Here is a 25,304-nt window from a genome sequence, read left to right as displayed (position 1 = left end):
TCCAGGAGTGAATTGCCATGACAACAGCCTATTACACCGGTGAGGAACGCAGTAAGCGCATCTTCGCCATCGTCGGTGCCTCCTCGGGCAACCTGGTGGAGTGGTTCGACTTCTATGTCTATGCCTTTTGCGCCATTTACTTTGCCCCGGCATTTTTCCCTTCTGACGATCCGACGGTGCAGTTGCTCAACACCGCCGGGGTGTTTGCCGCTGGCTTTCTGATGCGGCCGATTGGTGGCTGGCTGTTTGGGCGGGTGGCCGACCGGCATGGCCGCAAGAATTCGATGATGATCTCGGTGCTGATGATGTGTGCCGGCTCCCTGGTCATCGCCTGTTTACCGACCTATGCCACGATCGGTGCCTGGGCGCCGGCGCTGCTGTTGCTGGCGCGGCTGTTCCAGGGCCTGTCGGTGGGCGGTGAATACGGCACGACCGCGACCTACATGAGTGAAGTGGCCTTGCGCGGTCAGCGCGGGTTCTTTGCCTCGTTCCAGTACGTGACCCTGATTGGCGGGCAACTGCTGGCGGTGCTGGTGGTGGTGATTCTCCAGCAACTGCTCAGCGAGGATGAGCTGCGTGCCTGGGGCTGGCGGATTCCGTTCGTGGTGGGGGCGGTTGCGGCGGTGATCTCGTTGTTCCTGCGCCGCTCGCTGGAAGAGACCAGCAGCGCCGAAACCCGTAACGACAAAGAGGCCGGCAGTGTCGCCGGGCTGTTCCGTCACCACACCGCAGCCTTCATCACCGTGCTGGGCTACACCGCAGGTGGCTCGCTGATTTTCTATACCTTCACCACCTACATGCAGAAGTACCTGGTGAACACCGCCGGCATGAGCGCCAAGACCGCCAGTTTCATCATGACCGGCGCACTGTTCCTGTACATGTGCATGCAGCCTTTGTTCGGCATGCTCTCCGACCGCATTGGCCGGCGTAATTCGATGCTGCTGTTCGGTGCTTTGGGTACCGTGTTTACGGTACCGATCCTGATGGCGCTGAAAACCGTCACCAGCCCGTTCCTGGCCTTCGTGCTGATCACCCTGGCGCTGTGTATCGTCAGTTTCTATACCTCGATCAGCGGCCTGGTTAAAGCCGAGATGTTCCCGCCGCAGGTCCGCGCCCTGGGTGTCGGCCTGGCCTATGCGGTGGCCAACGCAATCTTTGGCGGTTCGGCCGAATATGTGGCGCTGGGGTTGAAGTCGATGGGCATGGAGAACACCTTTTACTGGTACGTTACCGCCATGATGGCGATCGCCTTCCTGTTCAGCCTGCGCTTGCCTAAACAGGCGGCGTACCTGCACCACGATCAATGACCTGTTGAAGGACTAGGAAATGAACCCGCGACCGGGCAATCAGCTGTTCGATGCCTACTTCACTGCCCCCGCCATGCGCGAGGTGTTTTCCGACCGAGGCCGGGTGCAGGGCATGCTGGATTTCGAAGCGGCCCTGGCGCGCGCCGAAGCGGCCGTGGGGGTAATTCCGCGGGTGGCGGTGGCGCCTATCGTGGCGGCCTGTCAGGCCGAACGCTACGACTTTGCCGCGCTGGCCGAAGCCATTGGCATTGCCGGCAATTCGGCGATTCCGCTGGTCAAGGCGCTGGGCAAGGTGATCGCCAGTGGTGTGCCGGAAGCCGAGCGTTATGTGCATCTGGGGGCTACCAGCCAGGATGCGATGGACACCGGCCTGGTCCTGCAACTGCGAGCAGCTTTGAGCCTGATCGAGACTGATCTGCAACAACTGGCCGACGCACTGGCACGTCAGGCCGAGGCGCATGCCGATACACCGCTGGCCGGGCGTACCTGGCTGCAACATGCAACGCCCGTCACCCTGGGCATGAAGATCGCCGGCTGGCTGGGCGCTTTGACCCGTCATCGTCAGCGTCTGCAAGAACTCAAACCACGCTTGCTCACCCTGCAGTTCGGCGGTGCCTCCGGGACCCTGGCGGCGCTCGGTGAGCAGGCCCTGCCGGTGGCCGAAGCCTTGGCGGCGCAGTTGAACCTGCAGTTGCCGGAGCAACCCTGGCACACCCAGCGCGACCGTCTGGTGGAATTCGCCTCGGTGCTTGGTCTGATTGCCGGCAGCCTCGGCAAGATGGGTCGCGATATCAGCCTGCTGATGCAGACCGAAGCGGCGGAAGTCTTCGAACCCGCAGCGCCAGGCAAAGGCGGTTCATCGACTATGCCGCACAAACGCAACCCGGTGGGTGCCGCCGTGCTGATCGGCGCGGCAACGCGGGTGCCGGGATTGCTGTCGACCCTGTTTGCCGCGATGCCGCAGGAGCATGAACGTAGCCTGGGTTTGTGGCACGCCGAGTGGGAGACCCTGCCGGACATCTGCTGTCTGGTCTCCGGTGCGTTGCGTCAGGCGCAGATCATCGCCGACGGCCTGCAGGTCGATGCCGCGCGGATGCGCGATAACCTCGATCTGACTCAGGGCCTGGTGCTGGCTGAAGCGGTCAGCATTGTTCTGGCCCAACGCCTGGGTCGCGACACCGCGCATCATTTGCTGGAAACCTGCTGCAAACGCGCAGTAGCCGAACAACGCCACCTGCGCGCCGTGCTTGGCGACGATCCGCAGGTGAGCGCCGAACTTTCGGCAGACGAACTCGATCGTCTGCTCGATCCGGCCCATTACCTCGGTCAGGCCCGTGTCTGGGTCGAGCGGGCGCTGGCCGAACATCACCGTTTCAATGCCTGAAGGAGGCTGCAGTGGCACAGGTACAACTCGCCGATGGCGCACTCAACTATCAACTCGACGGCCCTGAAGGCGCGCCGGTGTTGGTGCTGTCCAACTCCCTGGGCACCGATCTGCACATGTGGGACACCCAGATGCCGGCCTTCGCCGCGCACTTTCGCGTGCTGCGCTACGACACCCGTGGCCATGGTGGCTCGCTGGTAACCGAAGGGCCGTACAGCATTGAGCAACTGGGCCAGGATGTACTGGCACTGCTGGATGCCCTGAAGATCGAACGTGCGCATTTCTGTGGCTTGTCCATGGGCGGCCTGATCGGTCAGTGGCTGGGGATCAATGCTGGCCAACGCTTGAACCGGTTGATCGTCTGCAACACCGCCGCCAAGATCGGCTCGCCGGACACCTGGAATCCGCGCATCGAGATGGTCTTGCGCGAGGGTAAAGAAGCGATGGTCGGTCTTCGCGATGCCTCGATCGAGCGCTGGTTCACCCCGGCCTATTCCTCGACCAACCCCGACCAGGCCAAGCGCATCACCGACATGCTCGCCGCCACTTCGCCACAAGGTTATGCGGCCAACTGTGGTGCGGTACGCGATGCCGATTTCCGTACTCAGCTGGGTGTGATCAAGGCGCCGATGCTGGTGATCTCCGGCAGTCACGACGCGGTGACGCCGCCGGCGGGTGGGCTGTTCATCCAGGAGAACGTGCAAGGCGCCAAATACGCCGAGTTCCATGCCGCGCACCTGTCCAACGTCGAAGTCGGCGAGCCGTTCAGCCGCCGGGTGATCGACTTTTTGCTGGCCCGTTGAGGAGCAATTCGTGGACGAAAAACAACGTTACGAAGAAGGCATGCAAGTACGCCGTGCAGTACTCGGCGACGCCCATGTCGACCGCAGCCTGAACAACCTGACGGCGTTCAACAGCGAGTTCCAGGAAATGATCACCCGCCATGCCTGGGGTGATATCTGGACGCGTCCGGGCTTGCCACGGCATACCCGTAGCCTGATCACCATCGCCATGCTGATCGGCATGAACCGCAACGAAGAGCTCAAGCTGCACCTGCGCGCAGCCGCCAGCAATGGCGTGACCCGTGAGGAGATCAAGGAAGTGCTGATGCAGAGCGCGATCTACTGCGGTATTCCGGCGGCCAATGCGACCTTCCACCTGGCCGAGTCGGTGTGGGATGAGTTGGGAGTTGAGTCCAGAGGTTGAGCCAGATCGCGGGGCAAGCCCGCTCCCACAGGTTTTCATCATCCCGGTGGGAGCGGGCTTGCCCCGCGACAAATTTTCAGCGAATCGCCACCGGCCCGGCGTTGTGTTCGATAGCCTGCTTCAGTTCCGGCCGCAGCCCCAGCACAAACCCCAACTCCGCAACCACGAACAACGGCCCGATGATCAATCCGCTCAGATCATCGACAAACGCTGGTTTGCGTCCTTCATAGTGATGACCGACAAACTGGATCACCCAGCCGACCACGAACAAACCCAGCCCTGCGCTCAACCAGACAAGGGTGCTTTGCAGCGCCAGCACCTGGCCGGCCCACAGGCACAGGCCCAGCAGCAACGCCATGATCAGACCAAACTGCTGATCCAGGCGCAGGTAGAACCAGGCCGTCACCAGTGCCACCAACAACGCTGGCGACAGCCACATGCCAGCCAGATCCAGCCCCGGACGCGATAACAACACCGTCACCGCCACCACGATCATCGGAATGCCGACGAAGTGGGTGGCGATATTGCGTGGGTCACGGTGGTAGGCCGCATATTGACTGAGGTGTTCGACGAGGTTTTTCATTATTGTTCCTCCTGAAGGGTGACGTGAGCTTGCCCTGCAGACATTCCGGCTGTCTGTCGGCTAGCCGACAGAGTTGACCTTCGAGGCGTTATGAACAGCGATCCCGCCTGGCGCCAGACCCTGCTCCAGGGCCACTGGTTCAAGCATCTGCCCCTGTCCCTTCAGGATAGCCTGCCGGGCTTGGCGCGGCTGCGCGAGCTGGCGCCGGGGCAGTACCTGTTCCAGCGCGGCGATGCGCCCTGCGGTTTGTACGCGGTACTGTCCGGCAGCATGCGCGTCGGGGCGGTCAGCAGCGAAGGCAAGGAGGCGTTGCTGACGCTGGTCGAGGCACCCCACTGGTTCGGCGAGATCAGCCTGTTCGACGGTCAGCCGCGTACCCATGATGCCCAGGCCGAAGGGGCGGTGCGCCTGTTGTGGATACCGCAGGCCGCGCTGCTGTCGTTGCTGGCGCAGCACCCTGAGCATTGGCGCGACTTCGCCTTGCTGATGAGCCAGAAACTGCGCTGGGTGTTCGTCGCCCTTGAACAGCAAAGCCTGCTGGCTGCGGCGCCGCGGGTCGCCCATCGACTGCTGCAGATTGCCGCCGGTTATGGCGAGATGGACGGCACCCGGCGGGTGCTGCAGCTGTCCCAGGAGCAACTGGCGCTGATGCTGTCGCTGTCGCGCCAGACCACCAACCAGATCCTCAAGTCGTTGCAACAGGAAGGCGCGCTACGTTTGGGCTATGGCGAGATCGAGATTCTCGACCTCGCGCGCTTGCAAGCCCTGGCTAGTCCGGCTGGAACGGCGATTCGCTGAGGATCACCCCGGTTTCCTCGACGTACTTTTGCCACTCGGCCAGCAGTGCCTGGAGCCTGGCCGGTTGTGTCTGGGCCAGGTCGTCGATTTCGCCAGGATCGCTGGCCAGGTCATACAGTTGCCAGGTCGCCGGACCCGCAGGTCCCGGGATATACACGGCCTTCCACTGCCCTTGGCGAATCGCCCGACGGCCGAACAGTTCCCAGCCGGTGACGGTGTTGTCGTCATGCACCTGTTCGGTCTCGCCGGACAGGTAACCCAGCCATGACTTGCCGCGCAGCGCCGCGACATCGCGTCCGCGCCAGCGCGTGCCGGGATGGCGGACACCGGCGAGGTCGAGCAGGGTCGGGGTGATGTCCATCACCGTGCTGAACTGATGGCTGATCTGCCCCTGACGCGCGAGGGCTGGGTAATGCACCAGCGCCGGCACCCGAATGCCGCCTTCGCTGGTGAAGGCTTTGTACAACCGCGATGGCGCGGTGGCTGCCTGCGCCCACTGCGGGCCATACCAGACGTAGGAGTTGGCCCGGCCGATGTTTTCCAGGCTGTTGTCGTAATGCTGGTCGAGGTAGCTGGCCAGGTGCGGGCCGAACTTGGGGAAGGCTTCGAGCAGTGCGCCTTCGGCACCGTTATCGGACATGAACAGCACCAGGGTGTTGTCCAGCTGGCCCTGGTTGCGCAGATAATCCAGGACCCGGCCGATGTTCCAGTCCATGCGCTCGACCATCGCCGCGTATACCTCCATGGACCGTGCCGAACGCTGGCGCTGCTCATCGCTGAGCGTATCCCAATGGTTGTCCACCGGGTGGGCACGGGTTTCGGCTTTGATCAGGCCGCGCTGGCGCAGTTTTTCCAGGCGTTCCTGGCGCAGTACTTCAGGCCCTGCGTCGTAGCGGCCCTTGTAGCGGGCGACCACTTCGGCCGGCGCCTGCAGCGGCCAGTGCGGCGCGGAGAAGGGCAGGTAGGCGAAGAACGGCCGGCTCTGGTCGCGTTCCTTGAGGTACTGCAGCAGTTTGTCGCCAAAGGCGTCGGAGGAATAAAAGCCTTCGGGCAGTTGCTCGACGAAAGTCTGGTCCTCGATGTACAGCGCCGGGGTCGACTTGAGCAGACGCGGGGTCTGCTCGTCGTAGGTCGGCTCGAAGCCATAGTGGTTGGCCGCGCCGGGCAGCAGGGCGAAGGAGCGTTCGAAACCACGGGCATGGGGCGCCAGTTCGGCTTTCAGGCCCAGGTGCCACTTGCCGCTCATCAGCGTCTGGTACCCGGCTTCGCGCAGCAGCTCTGGCAAAGCCACCACCCGGTCGTTGAGGTAACCCTCGTAGCCGGGCTTGCCGATCAGCTCCGGGGTCAGCGCCTCGGCCATGGTGCCGATGCCGGCGATGTGGTGGTCGGTGCCGGTCAGCAGCATCGAGCGGGTCGGCGAGCAGGTTGGTGCGGTGTGGAAGTCGGTCAGGCGCAGGCCGGCTGTGGCCAGGGCATCCAGGTTCGGCGTGGCGATTTCACCACCGAAGGCACCGAGGTCGGAGAATCCCAGGTCATCGGCAACGATGACCAGAAAGTTGGGGCGTTGGCTCATGGTCGGTTCTCAATAGGCAAGGTAGGACAGGGGCAGGTTGTGGATCTGTGCCGGCGCGGCCGGCAGGTAGCGGTCGTCGGCGGTCAGTTCGTGCAACAGCGCTTCGCGCAGACGGTGGAAGTCGTAGCTGGAGCGCTGGCGCGGGTGCGCCAGGTCGATGCTGTTGATGCGCTTGATGCGCCCCGGGCGCGGCTCCAGCACCACCACGCGGTCAGCCAGGAACAGCGCTTCTTCGACATCGTGAGTCACCAGCAAGGTGGTGATGCGCGCGCGTTGACGGATCGCCAGCAGTTCTTCCTGCATCTGCTGGCGGGTCAGCGCATCGAGGGCCCCGAAGGGTTCGTCGAGCAGCAGAATCCGCGGGCTGGCCACCAGGCCGCGGGCAATCGCCACGCGCTGGGCCATGCCGCCGGAGAGCTGGTGCGGGTAGGCCTGGCTGAAGTCCTGCAGGCCGACCAGGGCGATGTACTCGGCAATCCGTTGCTCGCGTTCGCTGGTGGCTAATGTGCTGTTGACCAGGCCCAGGGCGATGTTTTCGTGCACGCTCAGCCAAGGGAACAGGCGGTGTTCCTGGAACACGATGCCGCGCTCGCTACCGATGCCGGTGAGCGGCTGGCCGTCGATCAGAATCTGGCCCTGGTAGTCGTTGTCGAGGCCGATCAACAGACGCAGCAGGGTGGATTTTCCACAGCCACTGGCACCGACAATGGCGACGAATTCGCCGTCGGCGATCTGCAGGTTGAAGTCGCGGATGGCCTCCAGCTCACCACCCGCCACGGCGAAGTGTTTACCGACCTGATTGAAACTGACCAACGGATGGGCAATGGCGTTCATGCTCGTCTCCAGCGCGTGGCGCGCGATTCGATGTGTTGTCCGAGGGCGCCCAACAGCGCGCCGGTGAGGCCGACCAGGAGCATCCCGGCCATGATCAGGTCCATGCGCAGCAGTTGCTGGGCACCGATCATCAGGCTGCCGATACCGCCGCCGGAGGGCATGAAGTATTCGGCGCCGATGGTGCCCAGCCAGGCATAGATCAAGCCGACGCGCAGGCCGGCGAAGATGCCCGGGGCCGCGCCGGGCAACACCAGACGCAACAGGCGCTGGCGCAGGTTCAGATGGAGTACGCGAGCGGCTTCATCCAGCTGCGGCGAACGGTTGGCGACACTGCGCTGGGTGGCGATGAACAGCGGAAAGAACGCCGCCAGGCCGACAAACACCCATTTGGCCAGCTCACCCAGGCCGAACCAGGCCGTGAGTAGCGGCACCCAGGCAAAGATCGCAATCTGCCGCAGACCGGCCAGGCTTGGCCCCAGCAGGCGCTCGGCCGGTCGCGACAAGCCCAGCCACAAGCCCAGCGCAAAGCCCAGGCCGCCGCCGAGCAGCAAACCCGCCAGGGCGCGACCGACACTGACCGCCAGGGCCGCCGTCAGCGAGCCATCGACTACACCGTTCCAGGCCGTACTCAACACCTGCACGGGGGCTACGAGGATATTGCTGTCGACCCACTGCAACTGATTTGCCAGCTGCCACACCACCAGCAGTGCCAGGGGCAACAGCAAGGCTTGCAGGCGTTCGCGGCCGTGCAGACGCTGCACCCGCAGTTCGGCACCGGGCGGATGCGGCCAGTGCACCAGCCGTCGATCCAGCCAGCCGAGGCCGCGGTCCATGGCAAAACCGAGCAGGCCGATAACAGCGATGCAGACGAAGACGATGTCGAGCATGAACAGCTGCCGGGCCCAGACCATCAGGTAGCCGATGCCCTCACTGGAGGCGAGCAGTTCTACCGCCAGCAACGACGACCAACCGGTGGCCAGGGCCAGGCGCACCCCGGCGAGAAAAGCTGGCAGCGCGGCGGGCAGGATCAGTCGGGTAACCAGCAAGCGGCGTGGCAGCTGGAGCACGGCCGCCGCTTCGCGCAGACGCGGTTGCGCGTCACGCACGCCGACCAGGGTATGCAGGGTGACCGGCACGATGATCGCCTTGACCAGCACCACCAGCTTGAGCAGCTCGCCAATGCCGAACAGCACCATGAACAACGGCACCCAGGCCAGCGTGGGGATCTGCGCCAGGGCGTTGAAGGTGGGCAGCACCAGGCGTTCGGCGCGACGGCTGCAACCCAGCCAGGCGCCGAGCAGGGCACCGCTGCTGACCCCGGCCAGCAAACCGATCAGCAAGCGTTGCAGGCTGATTGCCAAGTGCGCCCACAACTCGCCGTGGGCCAGCTCCTGCGCGCTCTGCCAGACCAGACTCGGCGCTGGCAGTATCTGTTCGCTCATCCACTGATTGCGGCTGGCCAGCCACCACAGCAGGGCCAGGGCCAGTGGCAGGTACCAGGCCTGGAGGCGTGCCTGAAACGGTGTGCCGACTGTTTGCAGTCGCCTTGCAGGTATGGCCAGGGGCAGACTGGGGAGTGATGCTCGGGCCATGGCGGACCTCCGTGGATTGGCTATTTCTATATTCTATTCAGGTATATTTTTCTAAAAATAAATTCGAATAGGTGATAAGAGAATGCATTTAAAGCAGCCCCGTAGCGCGGTATCCAATGCATTCCAGGCATATTTTGCGTGTGCCTGAGGCATAGCCCGTCGCAGCCCCCGTGGCCGCTTGTTTATGTGTTTAAGTTATTAAAATGTAATTTATTAGTATTTATTTGCTTGTCGAATATCTGGTTAGCGTGGCCGCATCACTACAAGGAGTCGCGTGCCATGAACCTGTCGATCAACCGTGTTTTCAGTCTGTTTGCCGCTCCCGCCCTGGCCGCTGTGGTGGGCTGGCTGCCGCCGCTGGCGCACGCCGCTGCGGTCCGCGAGATTCGCATTGCCGTCCCCGATCTGAGCGCCGGCACCCAGCACTCCGGAGGCGGGGTCACCGATGTCCTGCGCAATCAGCAACTGCTGGAAAAAGCCTTCGCCGCCGATGGCATCACGATCCAGTGGAATTACTTCAAAGGGGCGGGGCCGGTGATCAACGAAGCCTTTGCCAACGGCCAGGTGGATTTCGCTTATCTGGGCGATCTGGCGGCCATCATCGGCAAGGCCAACGGTGTCGATACACGCCTGCTGGCCGCTACCGGGCGTGGCATCAAGCACTATCTGGGCGTGGCACCGGGCAGTGGCATCAAGACCTTGCAGGATCTCAAGGGCAAGCGCGTGGCGATCTTTCGCGGCACCGCCAGCCAGCTGTCGTTTGATGCCGCACTCGCCAGCCAGGGCCTGAGCGAGAAGGACTTCAAGGTCATCAACCTCGATTTCAATGCCGCGGTCGCTGCCTTGGCTGCCCGGCAGATTGACGCTACCTGGGGCCTGTCGGGCTTGACCGCGCTGCAGGAACGCGGCCTTGCCGAACTGCCGTTGAACACCAAAGACCTGGGGGGCGCCGGCAGTATCCAGGCGGTGCTGGTGGGGGCCGGAGCCTTCGTCGATGCCCACCCCGAACTGGTCCAGCGCCTGCTGGAAGCCCAGCAGCAAGCGGTGCAATGGCTCAGTGACGAGAGCAACAAGCAGGCTTACATCCAGCTGGTCTCAGGACTGGCCAGCTACCCGCCGGTGATCCTTGAGCGTGACCTGCAGGACGAAGTCCTCGGCCAGACCTTCCGTTCCAGCCTCGACCAGCCGTTCCTCGACCAACTGCAGGCCTCGGTCGACCTGGCTGCCGAACAACGGCTGATCCGCAAACCGTTCAAGGTCAGCCAGTGGCTGGCGCCGCAGGTTACCCAGCCAGCACCTGTAGCGCTGGCTGCTGATCGAGGCTGATCAGGGTATCGATCATCGCCCGCGCCGCCGGCGACAGGCGATAACCGCTGCGGCTGACAATGCCGCAGCGGGCATTGAGGCTGTCGAGATTGGCCGGCAGGTTGCGCCAGTGCAGGCGCACCAGGCGGCCCTGCTGGATCTCCTCGGCAAAGGCTTCTTCGGTACCGATACCGATGGCATCGCTGTCGAGTACCAGGCTGACCAGGGTCGGCAAGTGTTCGGTGAGCAGTTGCGGGGTGAAATCGGTCTTGCCGCTGAGGTTGGCCAGCAGCTTGCGCACCCCCGGCGGAATCAGCGTGGTGGCCAGCGGATAGTCGAACATGTCGTTGGTTGACAGGCTGTCCTTGGCCAGCAGTGGATGCCCGGGGCGGCAGAAGAACAGGCCGCGGCGCGGACTCAAGGGCAGGGTCTGATAGTTCGGGTCCGCCTCGAACTGGCGGATATCGGCGATGAAAAACTCGATCTCTTCACGGTTCAGCGCGCGGCTGAGTTTCTCCCAGTTATCCACCTCAAGGCAGGTGCGCACCTTGGGGTGCGCCTGAAGAAACCGCGCCAGCGCGCGCGGCACCAGCTGCACGGCAGGGGCCGGTCCGCAACCGAAATGCAGCTCGCCCGCATCGAGCTTGGTCATCTGCAGCACTTCACAACTCAACTGTGCCGCCCCCTGAACCAGGCGCAAGGCGTGCTGCAACACCACCTGGCCTTCCGGCGTCGGGCGCAGGTCCTTGTTGCCACGGTCCACCAGCACACAGCCGAATTCCTGTTCCAGGCCCTGGATACTGCGGCTGAAGGCCGGTTGAGTGATGCCCATGGCGTCCGCGGCGCGAACAAAACTGCGGTGTTCAGTGAGGGCGATGAAGTAACGCAGTTGGCGAAGATCCATATGCTTTCCCGGCATTCCAAAAATACGGCGAAGGTATTTGCCGCCACGAAGCCTCAGGTTTTAAATGCAAGCTCTTATTCCGTCAATGAAGCATTTGAATATCTATTAGAGCTTATTTGCATATAGATAGCGCAAGTGCTTCATCGGCATTTTTCCTAGAGCAGCCAGATGAGGGTCATACCATGAGCAATGCCGCACACGCCGTAGCGCCCGTCAGCCACGTGCTGGACATCCACCCGGTGGCCGGTCGCATCGGTGCCGAGATTCGCGGGGTGCAACTGAGCGCCGACCTCGAGCCCGCTGTGATCGAAGCTATCCAGGCCGCCCTGGTGAAGCACAAGGTGATCTTTTTCCGCGCTCAGCATCACCTTGACGATCAGGGCCAGGAAGCCTTCGCGCACTTGCTGGGTGAACCGATTGCCCACCCCACGGTGCCGGTCCGTGAGGGCACGCGCTTTCTGCTGGAACTGGACGGCGAGCGCCGGGCCAACTCCTGGCACACCGATGTAACCTTCGTCGATGCCTACCCCAAGGCCTCGATCCTGCGCTCGGTGGTCGCTCCGGTGTCGGGTGGCGATACGGTCTGGGCCAATACGGCGACGGCCTACCAGGACCTTTCCGCCGAATTGCAGGCGTTGGCCGACCAACTCTGGGCGGTGCACAGCAACGAATATGACTACGCGGCGGCGAAGCCGAATGTCAGTGCCGAGCGGCTGGAAGATTACCGCAGGATTTTCACTTCGACCGTGTACGAAACCGAGCATCCAGTGGTCCGTGTGCACCCGGTCAGCGGAGAGAAAACCTTGTTGCTGGGGCACTTCGTCAAACGCCTGAAGGGCTATTCGCTGTTTGATTCCTCGCACCTGTTCAACCTGCTGCAGAGTCATGTCACCCGCCTGGAGAACACGGTGCGCTGGCGTTGGCAGGCGGGCGACGTGGCGATCTGGGATAACCGCGCGACCCAGCATTATGCGGTGGACGACTACGGTACTCAGGAACGCGTGGTGCGTCGGGTGACCTTGCAAGGGGATGTGCCGGTTGCGGTGCAGGGGCAGCGTAGCCGGACTGTTCGCGGGGTGTGAAGCTGATCGCGGGGCAAGCCCGCTCCCACCGGGATGAATACATTCTCGGTGGGAGCGGGCTTGCCCCGCGATGCTTCAAAGAATACTGATCGGGTAGCTGATGATCAGCCGGTTCTCGTCAAAGGCATTGCTGCTGTAGTCGCGACGCATGGTCGAGTTACGCCATTTGAACGACAGGTTTTTCAGGCTGCCCGACTGGATCACATAGGCCAGCTCCGATTCCCGGGCCCATTCCTTGCCGTCGTTGACCGTCGCGGTGTGCACATTGTCACCGCTGATATAGCGGTTCATCAGGGTCAGGCCAGGAAACCCGACACCGGCAAAGTTGAAGTCGTGGCGCAGTTGCCAGGAGCGCTCTTTGGCGTTGTCGAAGCTGGAGTTGTAGCTGTCGTTGGCCAGGGTGCCGCCACTGGTGCCGTTGACCCGCATCCAGCCATCGTCGCCGCTGACCTTTTGCAAGCCGACATAGAACGTGCTGCTGCCGTACCTGGCCGAGAGCAATGCCGAGGCAGTTCGGTTGTCCAGCTCGCCGGCCCGTTCGGCGCCGTCTTCCTTGCCGATGAAGTAACCGAGGTTGGCACCCAGGGTCCAGTCGCCCAAGGGCTGGCTGTGCACCAGGTTGATGTACTGCTGGCTGTAGATGTCCTTGAGTTCGGCATTCCACAGGCCGATCAGGGTGCGCTTGTCGTTGAAGCTGTATTCGCCACCGGCAAAGTTGAAACGGTCGGAGGTGAAGGCGGCTTTGCCATTCAGCGACATGTCTTCCATGCTCGCGTCATTGCGCGGGCTGTTGGCGCGGAACTGGCCGCCATACAGTGTCAGACCGGCAATTTCCTGCGAGGTGATCTGCCCGCCGCGGAAGGTCTGCGGCAGCGAGCGGCCGTCATCCGAGCGCAGGATCGGCAGCACCGGCATCCATTCGCCGACTTTCAGTTCGGTGTTCGACACCTTGGCCTTGAGCGCCACACCCAGACGGCCGAAATCGTCGGCAGGGCGGCCATCGTCATGCACCGGCAACAGGTGCGTACCTGTCGTGCCCTTGCCGCCATCGAGCTTGAGCGAATACAGGCCGAGCACATCGACACCGAAGCCGACGATGCCTTGCGTGAACCCGGAGCGGGCGTCGAGGATGAAACTCTGGGTCCATTCCTCGGCCTTGCCTTGCGGGTTGGCCGGGTCGACGAAGTTGCGGTTGATGTAGAAGTTGCGCAGGTTGAGGTTGACCTTGGCATCGTCGGCAAAGCCGCTTTCGGCCGCCAGGGCCGGCAAGGTGAAGGTCATGGCCAGCAGGCCGGGAAGCAGGTGTCGTGCGGGTGCGGGTGTGTTCATCTGATGTGTCTCTTGTTTTTATTCAAGCCGAAGCCATCCGCTGCGACGTTTATGGGTCGCAGGCCGGGCAACGATCTTTGGGGTGTGCTTTGGAAAAGCTGCGAAGGGATGGTGCGGCGGCGGGAGGGGCGAATCAATTCGCGACAAGCGGTATTGGGCGGTAATCGAACGTTAACTGAACGGTTAAATAATTATCGCGGGGCAAGCCCGCTCCCACCGGTGGGAGGTGACTTTCGGGGGGAGCGGGCTTGCCCCGCGATAAAGACCTGCACAAAAAAGCCCACCGCAAGGGTGGGCTTGATCACACAACTAACACTCAGCCTTTAGCCGACTCCGCCGCAGCCTGTTGCTGCGCCTGACCGGTCTGCTCGTACCAGCCGCCACCGAGGGCCTTGTACAGGTTGACCTCGCTGACCAGCTGCGACAGGCGGTCAGTGATCAACGACTGCTGGCTGTTGAACAACTGACGCTGGGCGTCGAGGAAGGTCAGGTTGCTGTCGACACCGATACGGTAGCGACGCTCGGCCAGACGGTAGTAGTCCTGGTTGGCCGCAACCAGATCACGCTGGGCCTGCAACTGCTCGTTGAAGGTCTTGCGCGCGGCGAGGCCATCGGAGACTTCCTGGAAGGCGGTCTGGATGGTTTTCTCGTACTTGGCGACGTTGATGTCCTTCTGGATCTTCGAGTAGTCGAGGCTGGCACGCAGGGCACCGGCGTTGAAGATCGGCAGGTTGATCTGCGGCTGGAACAGCCAGGTGCCAGAACCGCCCTTGAACAAGCCACCCATGTCCGGGCTCAGGGTACCGGCGTTGGCGGTCAGGCTGATGCTCGGGAAGAACGCTGCCCGGGCCGCACCGATGTTGGCGTTGGCGGCCTTGAGCAGGTGTTCGGCTTCCTGGATGTCCGGACGCCGGTGCAGCACGTCGGACGGCAGGCCGGCCGGTACCTCGGCAAGCATGTCGCTGTCGAGGTCCTTGGCCGCTGGCAGGTTGTCCGGCACGCCGGTGCCGAGCAGTACCGCCAGGCTGTTCTGGTCCTGGGCAACCAGGCGCTGGTACTGGGCCAGCTTGACCCGCGCGCCTTCTACCGAGGTCCGCGCCTGGCTCAGGTCCAGCGCCGAAGCCACACCCACTTCGTTGCTGCGCAAGGTCAATGCGTAGCTTTGCTCGTAGGTCTTGAGGGTGTCTTCGGTCAGCTTGAGCAGGTCCTGGTCGGCCTGCCAGGTGAAGTAGGCGTTGGCCACACTGGCTACCAGAGCAATCTGGGTCGAACGCCGGGCCTCTTCGCTGGACAGGTAGATTTCCAGTTGCTGCTCGGTGAGGCTGCGCACGCGACCGAACAGGTCGAGCTCATAGGCGCTCACCCCGAGGGTTGCCGAGTACTGGCTGGTGATCTCGGCATCGCCGGTTTGCGACACATTGCCCGGCACCCGCTGACGGCTGCCACTGCCATTGGCGCTGACCGCCGGGAACAGATCGGCCCGCTGGATGCGGTACTGCGCCCGGTAGGCATCGATGTTCAGGGCCGCGACCTTGAGGTCGCGGTTGTTGACCAGCGCAGTCTGGATCAGTTGCTGCAGCGCCGGGTCTTGGAAGAACTGACGCCAGCCTTGCTCGGCGGCGGCCACATTCGCCGACTCGGTCGGCGAATAGGCAGGGCCTTGCGGCCACTGCGCGGCCACCGGCGCGTCCGGGGTCTGGTAGTCAGGGATCAGCGAACAGCCGCCAAGAATGAAAGCGGTGACCGCCAGGGACAACAGGGACTTACTCATTGCCCGGCCTCATAGCGTGGAGTTTCAGGGGTGGCGTCTTCTTCAATCTTCTTGCTACTGAACAGCGACGACACGCTAACGAAGAACAGCGGTACCCAGAAGATCGCCAGCACGGTAGCCGTCACCATCCCGCCGATTACCCCGGTACCGATCGCATGCTGGCTGCCCGAGCCCGCACCGGTAGAGATCGCCAACGGTACCACGCCGAGAATGAACGCCAGCGAGGTCATGATGATCGGCCGTAGACGCATGCGGCAAGCCTCGATGGAGGCATCGACCAGGCTGCGGCCCTGCTCGTGCAGTTCCTTGGCGAATTCTACGATGAGGATCGCGTTCTTCGCCGCAAGACCAATGGTGGTCAACAGACCCACCTGGAAGTACACGTCGTTGGACAGGCCGCGCAGGCTGGTGGCCAGCAGCGCACCGATGATCCCCAACGGCACCACGAGCATGACCGCGATCGGGATCGACCAGCTTTCATACAGGGCCGCCAGACACAGGAACACCATCAGCAGCGACAGGGCGTACAGCGCAGGCGCCTGGGAGCCCGACAGGCGCTCCTCGTACGACAGGCCGGTCCAGGAGTAACCGATGCCTTTAGGCAGTTGTGCGGCGATGCGCTCGACTTCGAGCATGGCTTCACCGGTACTGTAGCCAGGGGCTGGCGCACCGAGAATTTCCATGGCCTCGACACCGTTGTAACGCGCAAGCTTCGGTGCACCGTAGATCCACTCGCCCTTGGCGAAGGAGGAGAACGGCACCATTTCGCCGACGCTGTTGCGCACATACCACTTCTGCAGGTCTTCCGGGTTCATGCGCGAAGCGGACTCACCCTGGATGTAGACCTTCTTGACCCGACCGCGGTCGATGAAGTCGTTGACGTAGCTGGCACCCAGGGCAATCGACAGGGTGTTGTTGATGTCGGCGATGGTTACGCCCAGGGCACTGGCACGCTCGTCGTCGACGGTCAGCTGGTACTGCGGTTCATCGTTCAGACCGTTCGGACGCACCGCCGAAAGGATCTTGCTCTGCGCAGCCATACCGAGGAACTGGTTACGCGCTTCCATCAGTTTTTCGTGGCCGACACCGGCACGGTCTTGCAGGAACACGTCGAAACCGGTGGCGTTACCCAGCTCCAGTACCGCAGGCGGAGCAAAGGCGAACACCATCGCGTCACGGAAGGTGAAGAAGTGCTGCTGGGCGCGGGCCGCCAGGTTGAACACGTTGTTCTCAGCGGAACGCTCTTCCCATGGCTTGAGCATGATGAAAGCCATACCCGAGCTCTGGCCGCGACCGGCGAAGTTGAAGCCGTTGACGGTGAACACCGAGGCCACGGTATCGGCTTCCTTGTCCAGCAGGTAGCTGCGCATTTCGTCGATCACCACCTGGGTCCGTTCGGCACTGGAGCCGGCCGGGGTCTGCACCTGGGCGAAGAGTACGCCCTGGTCTTCCTCGGGGAGGAAGGCGGTGGGGATGCGCATGAACAGCCAGATCATACCGACCATGATCAACAGGTAGGCCAGCAGGTACGGTGCCTTGTTGCGCAGGATGTTGCCCACGCCACGCTCGTAGCTCTGCACGCTGCGGTCGAAGTTGCGGTTGAACCAGCCGAAGAAGCCACGTTTGGCAACGTGATGCTCACCCTTGGCAACCGGCTTGAGCATGGTCGCGCAGAGTGCCGGGGTGAAGATCAGGGCAACCAGTACCGACAGTGCCATGGCCGAAACGATGGTGATCGAGAATTGCTTGTAGATCACCCCGGTGGAACCACCGAAGAACGCCATTGGCAGCAGTACCGCCGAGAGCACCATGGCGATACCGACCAGTGCGCCCTGGATCTGGCCCATGGACTTTTTGGTGGCTTCCTTGGGTGACAGGCCCTCTTCGGACATTACCCGCTCGACGTTTTCCACCACAACGATGGCGTCGTCCACCAATAGACCGATGGCCAGCACCATGCCGAACATGGTCAGGGTGTTGATGCTGAAGCCCGCTGCGGCGAGGATGCCGAAGGTGCCGAGCAGTACCACCGGGACAGTCATTGTGGTGATGATGGTGGCGCGGAAGTTCTGCAGGAACAGGTACATCACCAGGAACACCAGCACGATCGCTTCGATCAGGGTGTGGATTACCCCGCTGATCGATTCGGTGACCACTGGCGTGGTGTCATACGGGAATACCGCTTTCATGCCTTCAGGGAAGAACGGCTCAAGCTCGGTGATGGTCTTGCGCAGCGCCTTGGCGGTGTCCAGGGCGTTGGCGCCGGTCGCCAGTTTGACCGCCAGACCGGATGCCGGCTTGCCGTTGAACTGGGCGCTGACCGCGTAGTTCTCACCGCCGAGGCCGACAGTGGCAACATCGCTCAAGCGGACTTGCGAGCCATCGCGGTTGACTTTGAGCAGGATCTTTTCGAACTGCTCGGCCGTCTGCAGACGGGTCTTGCCGATGATGGTGGCGTTCAGCTGGGTACCTGGCAGGGCCGGCAGGCCGCCGAGCTGACCGGAGGAGATCTGCACGTTCTGCGCCGCCACAGCGGTGCGCACGTCGATCGGGGTCAACTGGTACTTGTTGAGCTTGGCCGGGTCGAGCCAGATGCGCATCGCGTACTGGGCACCGAAGACCTGGAAGTCACCGACACCCGCAGTACGCGAGATCGGGTCCTGCATGTTGGAGACGATGTAGTTGGCCAGGTCGTCCTTGGTCATGCTGCCGTCTTCAGACACCAGACCGATCACCAGCAGGAAGTTCTTCACTGCCTTGGTCACCCGGATACCCTGTTGCTGCACTTCTTGTGGCAGCAGCGGGGTCGCCAGGTTCAGCTTGTTCTGCACCTGGACCTGCGCGGTATCGGGGTTGGTCCCCTGCTCGAAGGTCGCGGTGATGGTCATGGTGCCGTCGGAGTTACTTTCCGACGACACATAACGCAGGTTGTCGATACCGTTGAGCTGCTGCTCGATCACCTGCACCACGGTGTCCTGCACGGTCTGCGCCGAGGCGCCCGGGTAGGTCACAGCGATGGCGATGGCCGGCGGTGCAATGCTCGGATACTGGTTGATTGGCAATTTGAGGATCGACAAAGCGCCGACCAACATGATCACCAAGGCGATCACCCAGGCAAAAATCGGGCGATCGATAAAGAATCTCGACATGGTTTACTCCCCTTTGGCCCCTGCAGTCGTTGCATTGGCCTGGGTTGGCTGAGCAGGCTTGACGTTGGTGGCTTCGCTGACCTTGACCTCGATACCCGGCTTGACGAACTGCAAGCCCTCGGTGATCACTCGGTCACCGGCGTTCAGGCCTTCTTCGATCAGCCACTCGCTACCGACGGTACGGCTGGCCTTGAGCTGACGCAGCTCGACCTTGTTGTCCTTGTTGACGATCAGGGCAGTGGGCTGGCCCTTGAGATCGCGGGTAACCCCTTGCTGCGGCGCGAGGATGGCCTGGGCGTTGACCCCGGCCTTGAGGCTGGCGTGGACGAACATGCCCGGCAGCAGGTTGTGCTCAGGGTTCGGGAACACTGCGCGCAGGGTTACCGAACCGGTAGTCGGGTCAACCGAGACTTCGGAGAACTCCAGACGACCTTCCTGACGATAGGTGCTGCCGTCTTCCAGGGTCAGGGTGACCTTGGCGGCATTCTCGCCGACTTTCTGCAGCTGGCCGCTTTCCAGTTCGCGGCGCAGCTTGAGCAGCTCGGCCGAGGACTGGGTGACGTCGACATAGATCGGGTCGAGCTGCTGGATCACCGCCATGGCGTCGGCCTGGCCATTGTTGACCAGGGCGCCTTCGGTGACCGAAGAACGACCGATACGGCCGCTCAGCGGGGCCAGGACCTTGGTGTAGCGCAAGTCGATCTGCGCGCTGCGCAGCGATGCTTCAGCCTGCAAACGTTTGGCTTGCGCGTCGTCGTATTCCTGACGGCTGACCGCTTGCTCGGCAACCAGCTGCTTGTAGCGCTCGGACAGCGAACGGGTCGACTGCAGGTTGGCCTGGGCGCTGGCCAGGGTCGCTTCGTACACCGAAGGATCGATCTGGTACAGCTGCTGACCTTCCTTGACCTCGGTGCCTTCTTTGAACAGGCGCTTGAGAATGATGCCATTGACCTGTGGGCGAACCTCGGCGATGCGGTAGGCGGTGGTACGCCCCGGCAAGTCGGAGGTCAGGGTATAGGCCTGGGTTTGCAGAGTAACGACGCCGACCTGAGGCGCTTGCGCAACAGGCGCAGCCTCTTCCTTTTTACAGCCGCTGAGCAGTGTTGCCAGGGCGACGGCGGATACCAGAGCGGTAACAGCTGGCTTGAATTGCATGAAGATCCTCGGGTCGCAAGAGCTGAAGACGCTCAAGAATAAATGGAAAGGGTGCGAATAGAAAAAATGTTGTCGAGTGGATAAATAGCTTGCTAAGGAATATACTTACATTCATGGTTGTTTGTAAATACCTTGCAGACGAAGCTCCAGGCGTCGCAAGTCTTGAATTTTATCATCCGGTAACAACCTGTCAGAGGTTGATCCGGCCCAGCTCCCTGGTGCCTGAACGTGCACCCGGGTTTTGATGAGGTCGTACTGCCATGGTCCGTCGAACCAAAGAAGAAGCCCAGGAAACCCGCGCACAGATTCTCGAAGCTGCGGAAAAGGCCTTCTACAAGCGCGGGGTTGCGCGTACCACCCTGGCGGATATCGCCAAGCTGGCGGGGGTTACCCGCGGCGCTATCTACTGGCACTTCAACGACAAGGCCGAGCTGGTCGAGGCCATGCTGGAAAGCTTGCACGAGCCGCTGGATGCCCTGGCCCGGGCCAGCGAAAGCGAAGATGAGCTTGATCCGCTCGGCTGCATGCGCAAGCTGCTGGTCCAGTTGATGCACCAGATGGTGCTTGACCCGAAAACCCGGCGAATCAACGAAATTCTGCATCACAAGTGTGAGTTCACCGATGACATGTGCGAGATCCGCCAACAGCGGCAAACCTCGACCTTTGAGTGTCATGCCCATATCGCGTTGTCGCTGGGCAATGCAGTCAAGCGCGGGCAACTGCCCGCCGATGTAGATCCCGAGCGTGCGGCGCTGGCGATCTATGCCTATATAGACGGCCTGATCCGCCGCTGGTTGCTGCTACCGGAGAGCTTCGATCTGCTGGCTGAAGCCGAGCTGTGGATCGATACCGGGCTGGATATGCTGCGCTTGAGCCCCGCCTTGCGCAAATGAGACTTTGTGAAGGTTTGTGATGAATTGTTGCCGCAGCCTTCATAAACGTCCTACATGCGGCCGCGAAGTTGCCTATCCGGTAGGGCCAGCGCGGCTGTCAGTCCGAACAGCGACACCATGGCACTGCCAAGCAACAAATGGCGGAAGGTCCTGAGCAATTCGACCTGCGCCTGCACGCTAGGTTCCCCGGCCTGGAGGCTGCCGAGCAAGGCATCTCCCGCCAGACTCAGGCCACCGTCCTGCAGCATTGCCAGCAACAGTGCCGACATGCAGGCAACGCCCATGGCGCCGCCGAGGGAGCGGAACAGGTTGCTGGTGCTGGTGGCCACGCCGATATCGCGCGCCTCTACCGCGCTCTGGCTGGCGACCAGCGAAGTGGGAAACTGCAAACCCGAGGCGATCCCGGTCAAGACCATGAACAGGCCACTTAGCCAGGCTGATTGCGGTGCAGTGAAGGCCATGCCGACGATGGCAAACGGCATCAGCAGCGCACCGCCGAGAATCTGCGGTTTGTAGCGGCCGGTGAAACTGGTCAGGCGGCCACCGCAATAAGCGCCGATCGGCAGGCCCATGGCCAGGGGCAGCAAGTGCAGGGCGGCGCTGTCGGCACCTGCGCCGGTGATGCTCTGGTAGCGCAGCGGCATCAGCATGGTCAGGGAGATGGCCTGGAAGCTGGTGAAAAACAGGGTGCACCAGCACAACGTTGCGACCCGATTGCTGAACAGCTTGAGGGGCAACAAGGGTTCCGCTACTCGGCGTTCATGGATCACGAAAACCAGCAATCCAGCCAGCGCGCAGAGCAGCAGGGCGCCAACCTCGGAGGAGTGCCAGGCGTGGCCCTGGCCAATCAGGGTGATACCCAGCAGCAGGCTGCTCAGACCGAAAATCAACAGGGCGGCGCCCATGTAGTCGACCTGGGCCCGGCCTTGCGGCACCACCAGGGTTCGCAGGGCGCGCCGGGTCACCCACCAGGCGGTCAGCCCCAGCGGCAAGTTCAGCCAGAACACCCAGCGCCAGGACAGGTATTCGGTGAGGTAACCGCCGAGCACCGGACCGATCACGCTGGCCAGGGCGTACATGCTGCTGAAGTACCCCTGATAGCGCCCGCGTTCGCGTGGCGGAACGAAGTCACCGATGATCGCCTGGCTGACCGACACCATGCCGCCCGCACCGATGCCCTGTAGCACCCGGGCCAGGACCAGTTGTTCCATGTTCTGCGCCAGGGCGCAAAACAGTGAGGCCAGGGTGAACAGCGCGGTGCCGGTAAGAATCATCCGCCGCCTGCCGTACAAGTCACCGAGTTTGCCGTAGATCGGCACGGCCACGGTCATCGCCACCATGTAGCCGGAGATCACCCAGGCCAGCAGGCCAACATCATTGAATTGGGCGGAAATCGCCGGCATCGACACGGCGACGATGGTCTGGTCCAGAGCACCGAGGAAAATCGCCAGCATCAGCGCCACCAGCACGCTGCGCAGGACCGGTTGCGGGGTATTGAGTTGGGTCACGGGCCAGCTCGAAGGGCAGGGTTATTGCGCAGGTGTGTGCTGCGCAAGCAAGTGCTGGTCAGTGTACTCGATAGCTTGCTAAGCGTCTGCCCCGATCCACGCACCAGCGGGATTGCCTGTCTGGCTGAAGGTTATTTCAGGGCGCTCAGGGTGGCGGTGTGCGGGACGCAATTAGCCAGGCTGCAACTGGCTGCCGAATACGGCTGGTGACGGATCTGTTCGACCCGGTAGGCGGCGGTGGCATAAAGCCCGAGCACGGCGGCAATGGCACAGACAACGGCGCATCTTCTGGATTTGAGGCCCATGGTGCTCACCTCCTGCTAACTGCACACAGGTGCTATTAAAAGCATAGGCCAGCTTTGTCCGGATTGCCCGCGCTAGAGCAGCTCGCGGTCCCATTGCGGCTCGGTAGTAAAGCGTTCGGCGAGAAAGTCGAGCATGCTGCGCAAGGTCGCGGGCATGTGCTTGCGCGAGGTATAGACAGCATTGAGGTCGAGTTCGCGAGGTTTGGCCTGGGGCAACAGGCGCAGCAGTTCGCCGCTGTGCAGTGCGGGGGCGGCCTGGTAGGTGGGCAGCATGGCGATCCCGGCGCCAGCCAGGGCTGCACGTTGCAGGGTCAGCGCTTCATTGGCGCTGATATTCCCCTGTACCGGCACCGATACGCTTTCGCCCTCGACCTCGAAGTGCCAGAGGCTGCGGCCGAAATAGGAGTGAGTCAGGCAGTTATGCTGCGCCAGGTCCTGGACCTGCACCGGCATCGGGTGTTCCCGCAGGTAGGCGGGAGAGGCACAGATCACCGAGCGGCAGATGGTCAGGCGGCGGGCGATGAGGTTGGGGTCCAGATCGTTGCTGGTGCGGATGGCCAGGTCGATGCGTTCATCCACCAGGTTGACGGTGCGATCGAGCATCTGCAGGTCGATCTTCACCCCCGGGTAGCGTTTGACGTAAACGGCCATGGCATCCATCAGCTGGGCCTGGCCGAACGAGGTGCTGACGCTGATCCGCAGCTCACCCCGGGGCGCCTCGTCCGGTGCACTGACGGCCGCCTGAATGTCACCGGCCAGGTCCAGCAACTGCCGACAGCGCGGCAGGGTTTCCTGGCCAGCGGCGGTCAGGCTCAAACGCCGTGTGGTGCGTTGCATCAGACGCGCACCGACCCAGTCTTCCAGTTCAGCCAGATAGCGGGACACCACCGGGCGCGAGAGGTCCAGGTGATCGGCGGCGGCCGACTGGCTGCCCAGGTCGACCACACTGACGAAGACCCGCATTGCTGTCAGACGATCCATGATTTGCCCGCTTTTAGAAACAAACTATGTTCAAGCATCGCATTTTTTGTATTGGTTCGTGCAACTAAGCTGTTGTGCATCGCCTCTCTCACAGGAATTGCCTTGATGCGTCGTTCTTTCTCCTTGCGTGGTTTGTTGCTGGCCGTTGCCACCCTTGGTGTTCTGGCCCAGGCGCAGGCGGCCGAGCAGCCGTTGCACCTGGATGTCTATAACCCCGGCACCGAGGCCCTGTTTCCGGTCAGCTCGGTGATTGTCAGCGGCAAGCACGACGCCATTCTGGTCGATGCCCAGTTCGGCAAAGGCCAGGCCGAGCAGGTGCTGGCGAAACTGCGTGCCAGTGGCAAGCAGCTGACCACCATCTATATCAGCCACGGCGATCCGGATTACTACTTTGGCCTGCAGACCCTGACCGACGCCTATCCACAGGCCAAGGTCGTCGCTTCCGCAGCGACCGTCGCTCATATCAAGCAGACCATGGAGGCCAAACTGGCTTACTGGGGGCCGCAGATGGGCGCCGACAAGCCGAGCAAGCTGGTGGTCCCGCAAGTGCTCGAAGGCAATCAGCTGAGCCTCGAAGGGCAGCACTTGGAAGTACTCGGCCTTGATGGTCCGCAACCGGATCGCAGTTTTGTCTGGATCCCCTCGATCAAGGCCGTTGTCGGTGGTGTGGTGGTCGCAGACAACCTGCATGTGTGGATGGCCGACACCCAGACGGCGCAGTCACACAAGGACTGGCTTACCACCCTCAAGCGTATCGAACTGCTCAAGCCGCAGGTCGTGGTGCCTGGTCATTACCTGGGTGAGCCCGGCAAGTCGCTCGACGCGGTGCGGTTCACCGCTGACTACATCCGCGCCTTCGACAAGGAAACCGCCAAGGCCGGTAATGCCGCCGAATTGATCGCGGCGATGAAAAAACGCTACCCGGACCTGGGCGAAGAGAGTTCGCTGGAACTCAGTGCCAAGGTCGCCAAGGGCGAGATGAAGTGGTAAGTGACATTCAATCCTGACTGGAGGTTTTTCATGAGCAAGATCGCAATCATCGGGGCAACCGGGCGTGCCGGTAGCCAGTTGCTCGAAGAAGCGCTGCGTCGCGGCCACAGCGTCACCGCTATCGCCCGCAACCCGGCCCGACTGCAGGGGCGAGAAGGGGTGACCAGCGTGGCCCTGGATGTCAGTGATGCTGCAGCGCTGGAGCATGCGCTGAAGGGGCATGAGGTGGTGCTCAGTGCGGCGCATTTTTCCAGCATCAAGCCACAGGCGATCATCGAGCCGGTGAAAAAAGCCGGGGTCAAGCGTCTGCTGGTGGTGGGCGGGGCGGGCAGCCTGCTGCTACCGTCGGGGCACAAAGTGATCGACAATCCGGACTTCCCCGACGCCTACAAAGCCGAGGCCACTGCCGGTGGGCATTACCTCGATACCCTGCGTCAGGAAAAGGAGCTGGACTGGACCTTCCTGTCACCTTCGGCCGAGTTCGTTGAAGGGGCGCGCACCGGCAGTTACAAGACCGGCAAGGATCACCTGCTGATCGGTGCCGACGGCAAAAGCTGGATCAGCTTTGCCGACTACGCCATTGCCATGCTCGATGAAGTGGAAAAACCTGCTCACTCGCGGCAGCGGTTTACCGTCGGTTACTGACAGTCAGTCG

General features: G+C 62.4%; 22 protein-coding genes. 10 read left to right on the top strand and 12 right to left on the bottom strand.

The window, feature by feature from the left end; all coding sequences use genetic code 11:
• The first annotated feature begins 17 nt into the window (after positions 1-17).
• Genes NPS47_RS10335 through pcaC form a run of 4 tightly spaced genes read left to right on the top strand, consistent with a single transcriptional unit; the run spans position 18 to position 3,897 of the window.
• A complete protein-coding gene (locus NPS47_RS10335) occupies positions 18-1,307 on the top strand; it encodes an MFS family transporter (protein ID WP_274294890.1) in 1,290 nt (429 codons plus the stop codon).
• Positions 1,308-1,326: 19 nt separating this feature from the next.
• Complete coding sequence (locus NPS47_RS10330; RefSeq protein WP_274294889.1) at positions 1,327-2,691, top strand: 3-carboxy-cis,cis-muconate cycloisomerase; 1,365 nt, start codon at positions 1,327-1,329, stop codon at positions 2,689-2,691.
• Between the two features lie 11 nt (positions 2,692-2,702).
• Positions 2,703-3,494: a 3-oxoadipate enol-lactonase gene (gene pcaD / locus NPS47_RS10325; RefSeq protein ID WP_274294888.1), complete on the top strand. Its 792-nt coding sequence runs from the start codon at positions 2,703-2,705 to the stop codon at positions 3,492-3,494.
• Between the two features lie 10 nt (positions 3,495-3,504).
• The gene (gene pcaC / locus NPS47_RS10320; RefSeq protein WP_274294887.1) at positions 3,505-3,897 is read left to right on the top strand and encodes a 4-carboxymuconolactone decarboxylase; all 393 of its coding nucleotides are present in this window, start codon (positions 3,505-3,507) and stop codon (positions 3,895-3,897) included.
• A gap of 76 nt (positions 3,898-3,973) precedes the next feature.
• On the opposite strand, the gene NPS47_RS10315 is transcribed toward pcaC, so the two are convergent.
• On the bottom strand, positions 3,974-4,480 hold the full coding sequence (locus NPS47_RS10315) for a DUF962 domain-containing protein (protein WP_274294886.1): 507 nt from the start codon (positions 4,478-4,480) through the stop codon (positions 3,974-3,976).
• A 90-nt stretch (positions 4,481-4,570) separates the two neighbouring features.
• Here NPS47_RS10315 and NPS47_RS10310 point away from each other — a divergent pair, with 90 nt between their 5' ends.
• Complete coding sequence (locus NPS47_RS10310) at positions 4,571-5,278, top strand: Crp/Fnr family transcriptional regulator (protein WP_274294885.1); 708 nt, start codon at positions 4,571-4,573, stop codon at positions 5,276-5,278.
• On the opposite strand, the gene NPS47_RS10305 is transcribed toward NPS47_RS10310, so the two are convergent.
• From NPS47_RS10305 to NPS47_RS10295, 3 genes are read right to left on the bottom strand one after another with little or no spacing between them, the layout of a single operon-like run.
• Complete coding sequence (locus tag NPS47_RS10305; RefSeq protein WP_274294884.1) at positions 5,250-6,851, bottom strand: arylsulfatase; 1,602 nt, start codon at positions 6,849-6,851, stop codon at positions 5,250-5,252. The genes NPS47_RS10310 and NPS47_RS10305 overlap by 29 nt on opposite strands.
• Before the next feature lie 9 nt (positions 6,852-6,860).
• Entirely contained in the window at positions 6,861-7,685 is an 825-nt protein-coding gene (locus NPS47_RS10300; protein WP_274294883.1) for an ABC transporter ATP-binding protein, read from the bottom strand.
• Positions 7,682-9,277 (bottom strand): ABC transporter permease, encoded by a 1,596-nt coding sequence (locus tag NPS47_RS10295; RefSeq protein WP_274294882.1) that lies wholly within the window; start codon positions 9,275-9,277, stop codon positions 7,682-7,684. Before NPS47_RS10295 ends, NPS47_RS10300 begins: the two co-directional genes overlap by 4 nt.
• A 279-nt stretch (positions 9,278-9,556) precedes the next feature.
• Here NPS47_RS10295 and NPS47_RS10290 point away from each other — a divergent pair, with 279 nt between their 5' ends.
• A complete protein-coding gene (locus NPS47_RS10290) occupies positions 9,557-10,603 on the top strand; it encodes an ABC transporter substrate-binding protein (RefSeq protein WP_274294881.1) in 1,047 nt (348 codons plus the stop codon).
• Here the strand turns inward: NPS47_RS10290 and NPS47_RS10285 are convergent.
• Positions 10,560-11,486 (bottom strand): LysR family transcriptional regulator, encoded by a 927-nt coding sequence (locus tag NPS47_RS10285; RefSeq protein ID WP_274294880.1) that lies wholly within the window; start codon positions 11,484-11,486, stop codon positions 10,560-10,562. The two genes, NPS47_RS10290 and NPS47_RS10285, sit on opposite strands and share 44 nt — an antisense overlap.
• 182 nt (positions 11,487-11,668) lie before the next feature.
• Between NPS47_RS10285 and NPS47_RS10280 the strand changes: the two genes are divergently transcribed.
• Complete coding sequence (locus tag NPS47_RS10280; protein WP_274294879.1) at positions 11,669-12,568, top strand: TauD/TfdA dioxygenase family protein; 900 nt, start codon at positions 11,669-11,671, stop codon at positions 12,566-12,568.
• Positions 12,569-12,643: 75 nt separating this feature from the next.
• On the opposite strand, the gene NPS47_RS10275 is transcribed toward NPS47_RS10280, so the two are convergent.
• The 4 genes from NPS47_RS10275 to NPS47_RS10260 form a co-directional block, all read right to left on the bottom strand.
• The gene (locus tag NPS47_RS10275) at positions 12,644-13,897 is read right to left on the bottom strand and encodes an OprD family porin (protein WP_274294878.1); all 1,254 of its coding nucleotides are present in this window, start codon (positions 13,895-13,897) and stop codon (positions 12,644-12,646) included.
• A gap of 316 nt (positions 13,898-14,213) precedes the next feature.
• Positions 14,214-15,668, bottom strand: coding sequence for an AdeC/AdeK/OprM family multidrug efflux complex outer membrane factor (locus NPS47_RS10270; RefSeq protein ID WP_274294877.1), 1,455 nt, complete (start codon positions 15,666-15,668; stop codon positions 14,214-14,216).
• Complete coding sequence (locus tag NPS47_RS10265; RefSeq protein WP_274294876.1) at positions 15,665-18,817, bottom strand: efflux RND transporter permease subunit; 3,153 nt, start codon at positions 18,815-18,817, stop codon at positions 15,665-15,667. The genes NPS47_RS10270 and NPS47_RS10265 overlap by 4 nt, the downstream gene beginning before the upstream one ends.
• Before the next feature lie 3 nt (positions 18,818-18,820).
• On the bottom strand, positions 18,821-19,972 hold the full coding sequence (locus NPS47_RS10260; protein ID WP_274294875.1) for an efflux RND transporter periplasmic adaptor subunit: 1,152 nt from the start codon (positions 19,970-19,972) through the stop codon (positions 18,821-18,823).
• Between the two features lie 260 nt (positions 19,973-20,232).
• Between NPS47_RS10260 and NPS47_RS10255 the strand changes: the two genes are divergently transcribed.
• Positions 20,233-20,865: a TetR family transcriptional regulator gene (locus NPS47_RS10255; protein ID WP_274294874.1), complete on the top strand. Its 633-nt coding sequence runs from the start codon at positions 20,233-20,235 to the stop codon at positions 20,863-20,865.
• A gap of 50 nt (positions 20,866-20,915) precedes the next feature.
• On the opposite strand, the gene NPS47_RS10250 is transcribed toward NPS47_RS10255, so the two are convergent.
• From NPS47_RS10250 to NPS47_RS10240, 3 genes are all read right to left on the bottom strand, one after another.
• Positions 20,916-22,373 (bottom strand): MDR family MFS transporter, encoded by a 1,458-nt coding sequence (locus tag NPS47_RS10250; protein ID WP_274294873.1) that lies wholly within the window; start codon positions 22,371-22,373, stop codon positions 20,916-20,918.
• A 131-nt stretch (positions 22,374-22,504) separates the two neighbouring features.
• Positions 22,505-22,678, bottom strand: coding sequence for a hypothetical protein (locus NPS47_RS10245; protein ID WP_274294872.1), 174 nt, complete (start codon positions 22,676-22,678; stop codon positions 22,505-22,507).
• Positions 22,679-22,750: 72 nt separating this feature from the next.
• Positions 22,751-23,659, bottom strand: a complete 909-nt coding sequence (locus NPS47_RS10240) for a LysR family transcriptional regulator (protein WP_274294871.1) — start codon at positions 23,657-23,659, stop codon at positions 22,751-22,753.
• 105 nt (positions 23,660-23,764) lie between these two features.
• Between NPS47_RS10240 and NPS47_RS10235 the strand changes: the two genes are divergently transcribed.
• Entirely contained in the window at positions 23,765-24,649 is an 885-nt protein-coding gene (locus NPS47_RS10235; protein WP_274294870.1) for an MBL fold metallo-hydrolase, read from the top strand.
• Positions 24,650-24,679: 30 nt separating this feature from the next.
• Positions 24,680-25,294, top strand: coding sequence for an NAD(P)-dependent oxidoreductase (locus NPS47_RS10230; RefSeq protein ID WP_274294869.1), 615 nt, complete (start codon positions 24,680-24,682; stop codon positions 25,292-25,294).
• The last annotated feature ends 10 nt before the right edge of the window (positions 25,295-25,304 follow it).

Source organism: Pseudomonas putida (assembly GCF_028682475.1).
GTDB classification, from domain to species: domain Bacteria; phylum Pseudomonadota; class Gammaproteobacteria; order Pseudomonadales; family Pseudomonadaceae; genus Aquipseudomonas; species Aquipseudomonas putida_AG.
This window is presented reverse-complemented; position numbering and strand designations above follow the sequence as displayed.